The 6,380-nt window shown below is 35.8% G+C and carries 4 protein-coding genes; all 4 read right to left on the reverse strand.

Annotated features, from left to right (window positions below):
* Nucleotides 1-187: 187 nt before the first annotated feature.
* Entirely contained in the window at nucleotides 188-1,651 is a 1,464-nt protein-coding gene (locus tag F6K54_RS09530; RefSeq protein ID WP_293076835.1) for a 2-succinylbenzoate--CoA ligase, read from the reverse strand.
* A 269-nt stretch (nucleotides 1,652-1,920) separates the two neighbouring features.
* The gene (locus tag F6K54_RS09535; protein ID WP_293076837.1) at nucleotides 1,921-2,886 is read right to left on the reverse strand and encodes an o-succinylbenzoate synthase; all 966 of its coding nucleotides are present in this window, start codon (nucleotides 2,884-2,886) and stop codon (nucleotides 1,921-1,923) included.
* Between the two features lie 1,689 nt (nucleotides 2,887-4,575).
* Nucleotides 4,576-5,337 (reverse strand): DUF2993 domain-containing protein, encoded by a 762-nt coding sequence (locus F6K54_RS09540; protein ID WP_293076839.1) that lies wholly within the window; start codon nucleotides 5,335-5,337, stop codon nucleotides 4,576-4,578.
* 143 nt (nucleotides 5,338-5,480) lie between these two features.
* Nucleotides 5,481-6,095 (reverse strand): pentapeptide repeat-containing protein, encoded by a 615-nt coding sequence (locus tag F6K54_RS09545; RefSeq protein WP_293076841.1) that lies wholly within the window; start codon nucleotides 6,093-6,095, stop codon nucleotides 5,481-5,483.
* Nucleotides 6,096-6,380: the final 285 nt, after the last annotated feature.

Raw genomic sequence — 6,380 nt, forward strand, 5'->3', positions numbered from 1 at the left:
TGTTTAAAATTCAGGCAATGTCAGATTTTCTTCTCTCCTAGATAACTAAAGTCTTCTTCTCTCTTAGATAACTAAAGCCTTCTTCCTTCTCAAAGGAAAGGTGTCGAAATTTCAATTGTTTAAAATTTAGACAATGTAAGCTTTTCTTCTCTCCTAGATAACTAAAGCCTTCTTCTCTCCTAGATAACTAAAGCCTTCTTCCTTCTTCCTTCTTCCCTCTTCCTTCTTCCTTCTGAATTGCTATTTTTTTTAACAATTCACGATTAATTTTACCCTGATAATTACGAGGTAAATTTTCAATTTTAATCCAAGATTTAGGTTGTTTAAACTTACTCAATTTTCCATTAATTGCAACCATAAACTTTTCTACAGAAACTTCTAAGTCATCAGCAACATAAACAGCAGTCACAATTTCACCCCAATATTTATGGGGTAAACCTATTACACAAACATCAGTAACTAATCCAGTTGCCAAAATAGCTGCTTCTACTTCTGCCGGAAAAACATTTTCCCCACCAGTAATAATTTTTTGACTATGACGACCTACTATATTTAAGTAATTTTGATTATCTAAAAATCCTAAATCATCCGCCACAAAAGTTTCAGAATAATTAAATAAGTTTGGATAATACCCTAATGCTAAAGAATTAGCTTTGATGTTAATAATTCCAATTTTATTTTTGCCTAAAATATCCCCATTTTCACTTTTAATCATAATTTCTGCGTGGGGTAAAATTTGACCGTTGCTATTATTTCCTGTCAAAAAATCTTCGGGTTTAAGAGTAGCAACTTGAGCAGCAGTTTCAGTCATTCCGTAAGTGGGTGCTAATTTAATTTGATATTTTCTGGCTATATCAAATAATTCTTGCCAAGCAGGTGCGCCACCTAAAAGCACTGTCTGAAAATTAGATAACCAGTTTGCTGTTTCTGAATTTTGTATCAGCTTTTGTAATTGAGTTGGTACTAGGGAAATAAAAAATTTATTGGGATTAATATTCCATTCCTTTTTGTCGAAAATTTCTTTATATGATGGCAAAATTACTAAATTTCCTCCAGTAGTAAAGGAGCGCATAAATTGCATTAAACCACTGACGTGATATAAGGGTAAAACACAAAATGAGTTAATTTGTTGTACTTGGAAATATTTTTGGAAGCCTTCCACTGATGCTATTAATGTTTTCCATGTATGAATAGTAAATTTAACTTTTCCAGATGAGCCACCTGTAGGAATCATAATCAAATTTTTCGGAAAAAGTTCCTTGGTATTATTATTAGTATGTATTGGTTTTAGAGAGATGCTATTTTGAGGAGATACATCATTTTTGTATATATCTGCTCCTAGAAAATTTTCGTCGAGAGTATTTCCAAAAATTATGTCTGGTTGTGCTAATTCTAATACTTGTTCCCATTCTTGTTTACCCCAATTTGGATTACATAGAAAGACTTGAAAACCAGTAGCAACGGCAGCAACAAAACTGGTAACAAATTCTGTTGGTTTTGATTCCGATATAAATATCTTTGGTGGAGATTCTGGGTGAAAATTTTCGTTCAAGTATTCAAACTTTTTTTGACTAATAGAGTAGATATCGCTACTTTCATTACTAATCAGTAAATCGCTATTTACACTCAGATAGTTAAAAATTTGGTTCATAAATTGTCTTACCGAATAATTAAGGTTTAAAGCCTCTCTTTTAAAGGAGAAACAAGCGGTCGTTTTGCTGGCGCATAACTACGTTAACGCTACGCGACATGTTTGCGGAGCATTCCGTAGGAAAAAGCGCAGCTTTCCCATAGGGTGGGATGGTGAGGTCCCAGAGCCATATCCAATCGACCAAGAGAGAAAAATTTTTCATGATTAGTCAATCCTATCCGCTTTCAAGGAGAGGTTATTATTAATTATTAATTATTAATTATTAATTATTAATTATTAATTGTTGAACATATTTCTTCTTGCTCATCAAACCAATGGGTAATTCCAAAACCAAAGGCGCGATTTTTGAGTAGATTTGATTGTAATTCTGTCGCGAGTCGTAGTGCTGATTTTCTACCAACTTTTGTTTCAAATACTGAAGAGAAAACTATATCAATAGTATGATTTTGGCAAAAATTACGGAGTTGCGAAGGCGAACCAAAAATAGCAGGTTTTATCGAAAATATTCCTCGCCAACCCTGTTGATAATATTGTTGCATTTTACTAAAGTTGGCAACAGATTCATCTAAAGCTATAGGAGTCGAGTGTTGATGACTTAATTCCAACATTTCCTCAAATTTATCAACAGATAAAGGTTGTTCTATAAATTCAATTAAATTGAGATTTTCACATATTTCTAACCATTGTTTTGCCTCCTCAAAAGTTAATCCGCCATTAGCATCTAATCTGAGATTTGCTTCTGTAGGAAGCGCTTTAACTAACTGCTGAAAAATTTGTAGTTCCGTTTGAATTTTACTAACTCCTATCTTCCATTTAAAAGTACGATATCCTTCTTGCCATAGTGGCTTCCAAATTTCTAGAGCTGGCTCTCCTTCTGGTAATAAAGCACTGTAAAAATTAGAGTTTTTTAATTCTTCTTTCTTGTCTATTTCTCTTTCTCTAAGATTTTCCCAAGCTGACTCAAAACCAAACTTACAAGCCGGTAAATTTTCAGGAATAGATAAAATTTTTTCTACTGTAATTTCTGTTGGTAAGTGGTGACAAAAATCTAAAGCTTCCGACAAAGTTTCAGAGCCAAACCAACTCAAAGGGGCAATTTCACCTAAACCTATTTTCCCAGTTTCGCTAGTTAGTTGTAAAATAATTCCTTCTCTAATATTCCAAATACCATGACTGGTTTTGAGAGGTTGTTTGAAGTTTCTTTTATAGGGAAAAATTTGTAGTTGATAGTGCATGAATTTTTGGGGAAGGTTTTCTTGGAAAATTTCATCTATTTGCCTGTTTATTGCAAGATAGGGAGAAATTTTATCGCAGTGTTCATTAAATTAGACTACATCTATAAAAGTTGTCTATAAAACAATACGGTTCAGTTAAGACGAAAACTCCTATAATCCTATAATATGGAACCATTAGATAGGCTTTTAAAACTACAGAACTGCAAAAAAATCCTTAACTGAACCCTATTAGTCTATCAAAGTTGATAGTGCATAATTTTTGGGGAAAGTTTTTTTTAATTAACCTCTTTGCCTTTTTATTGCAAGGTAAAGATAAAATATTGTAAGTATTTCCTGCGGAATGCTGCACAAACAGCTATTAGTGTTCAGCTTTTAGCTGTTTCATAGATAATGTATATACACTGGTAAGGTCAAGGTCAGTTTTTTTTCAATACTTTATAATTATCCTTGAATTTTTTAATACTAATTCCTGCTCTCAAGGCAATGAATTAATAACTGATAGCTGATAGCTGATGGCTGAATGCTTACAAAATATTTTCATGTATATGACACTGATAGTAGTACTTATATAAAAATAGTAGACTTGCAAAGGTAGGCTAAAAATCTTGCTCAATATAGTAGTACTTATATAGAAATAGTAGACTTGCAAAAGTAGGCTAAAAATCTCGATCAATGACGATACTGGCAACCTGCTGATATTAATCGTGATAGAAAAGTAAGTCTTCAAGAATACTGAAAAGTTGTTAAAGTATATGTTGATAATTTTTCTAATTCACGATAAATTTAGGAATCCCATGTTACCAAAGCTAATGCTATTTTAAGTGCCCTTGATGCTAATAATTATGGAACTATTTTTCAATCTGAATATACAGCAGATTCTACTTTAGTGAGGTATACCCATCGCGGGCAAGATGCCCGCACTATAAACATTTAATTGTTCATTTCTGTACTTCTTATGCGAGGAATCTGTTGTATACAATTTTGCCTAGCTATTGGTTTAGATGAAGCAACTGCTAAATCTGTATTTATAAAATTATATTAGGGTGGAAAAGGGTACTTTTTACCGAAAAATTGGGTTTAAAGCCTCGCCCTTGTAGGGCGACTTTTTATTTTAGTATGCAAGTGAATTGAATATATGCTACAGTGTTATTAGTTGCCGGGGGGCACTCGGAAACTCGTGCGCGGACGTGGAGGGAAGCGTTAGACTACCGCCAAGGAAGCAGCACCCTGTGTTAGCGACAGCTATGCGAAGCAAAACGTCAACCCGCCGAGAAGCTACGGCTCAGTAGGAATCTCCGCGCCTTCAGGCCGGAGAGGATGTCAATGAAGATTAGAAGCTACTCTAACTAGGAAGAGATTATTTTTTAGAGTAGCTTTTGTCTAACCTCAGTATTATTTCATTTCTGAGCTTGTTTGAGAAAGAAGCCAGAGTTGTCAAGGAAACTGTATACTTGTAGTCAGTTCCTGCTTTATTATTAATCTCTCTTCATCGATTTTGCTCTTGCACGAGATAGATTTTAAAGATTAATAGTGCAGGATGGCAGAAATAACTAACCAGTTACAAAATCCTAAAAAGCTTACCAGTTAATACTTTTGACTGTCTTGAGTGCGTCTTACATTCTGAGGTTCCCTCAGAATTACGCACTCGCTTTTGACTTTTGACTTTTGACTTCCGCGTAGCAGCAATAGCTATTTATTTTTCTTCCCACTAGGAAACTGGTCAATCTTAGCTATACCATAGAATGTAATATCATCTCTTCCTACCCGTAGTCGATCTACTCTAAGTTGAGTATTTTCTAAGGCAAATTTATCTAGGTCTAGTAAATTATTTACATGGTCTATTAGAGATTTACCTAAATCTACTGACTCTTGATTACCATTATATTTAACATTGACAAATTTGATTTTACGTCTATCTTCCACTTCGACGTTAGCAGTGAAATCAACTTCTATAGTTTGATTTGGGCTTCCTACACCGATTTGAGTTTTAAGTCTGAGGGCTCGATCTTCAGTGATAGTCATTTGAGTATTTTGGAAATGTAGGGGTTGTCCTTGATATTTGAGCCTTTGCAGTTTCTCTACCACAAATGGGGTATTGAAAGAAGTGGTCAAGTCTGACTCGGTTAATACAGTCCTCATAGTAGCCTGGATCGGCTGCCTTAATTTGACTTTACCAGTAAAAATGGCACTAAAGTCTATTGAGACAGCTTGTAGGTAAAGCTCCATAACTTCAATCCGAAGGCCATTGTACATCCGCATTCCTTTGCCGATGAAATCAAACCCATCCAGACTACCTTGTAAGAGTTTGGCCACTGGCTCGGCACGGACGTTGGCTTCGACTTTATCAGAGCTTTTAAACAGGGCTGCAATAGCAGCTCCTACTGCCTTGCTCACTAGGCGATCGCCACTTTGATTTTGCATTGGTACATTGGTAAACAATGCGGTCACCATAATTTTTCAATGTTTGCCTTCATTGATATACTAACAGTTTCATGAAGAATTGTAAAGTTTACTTGTACTTATGTACTTAATAAGCATTACTTTGCATCTACTTATCAATTTTATAAAATACATAGCCTACGCAAATCAAACTTTTAGGAATTGACTGAATCAAGGGGTGTACCTTGCAGACAAGCATCCGTGAGTAGAGCACCATTGAAGTCAGCCTGATCGACAATAGCACAGAGCAAATTAGCCCGTTGTAAATTTGTGCCCCGGAGTATAGCACCAGTAAAATTAGCTTCTTCTAAATCTGCTTGGGATAAATCTGCACCAGCTAGATTGGCACTACTAAATTCTGCTTGAAATAAAATAGTTCTAGTGAAATTCACACCTCGTAAGTCGGCCCCACGAAAATCAGCCCCACTTAATTCTAAACTATTCAATACAGCCCCATTTAAGAAAGCACCTGCAAAGCTAGCTCCTCTAACTTGGGCATCCATAAAAAGAGCACCCCGTAGGTCAGCATTACGAAAGTCTGCCTCTCTCAAATCTGCACCAGTGAAGTCTGCCCCACGCAGGTTAGCTCTCAATTGTGCTTTCTGTAGATTAGCTCCAGCAAAATTAACTCCAATCAAGTTAGCTTGGTAGAAGTCTGCTTCTGAAAGCTGGGTTCCTGCTAAATCTACACCAGGCAGATGAGCATTTGCTAAAAGTTTAATTTTGCCAACTCGAATGGCTGAAATATCTAGCGATGTTGATTGATTCATATCTATAAAAAAATTAGGTTTTAGGTTTTAGGTGCATTGACGCTTATTTTAGAAACCCTGTTAATTTCCTGCAAATAGTGCAATAGTATGAAGATGAAAACATCAACAAAAGGAAATGGTAAAAAATTATGTCACCCCAGGGGGAGAAAATTTGTAGTTTGACATCCTCCCCGGCCTAAAGGCACGGGGATTCCTACCGAGCCTTAGCTCCTCGGTGGGTTGACGTCTCACAGGCTGCTGCTACTTTGGCAGTAGTCTGACGCTTGCCTCCACGTCCGTTTCTTG

Source organism: Okeania sp. SIO3B5 (assembly GCF_010692555.1).
Taxonomy (GTDB): Bacteria; Cyanobacteriota; Cyanobacteriia; order Cyanobacteriales; family Microcoleaceae; genus Okeania.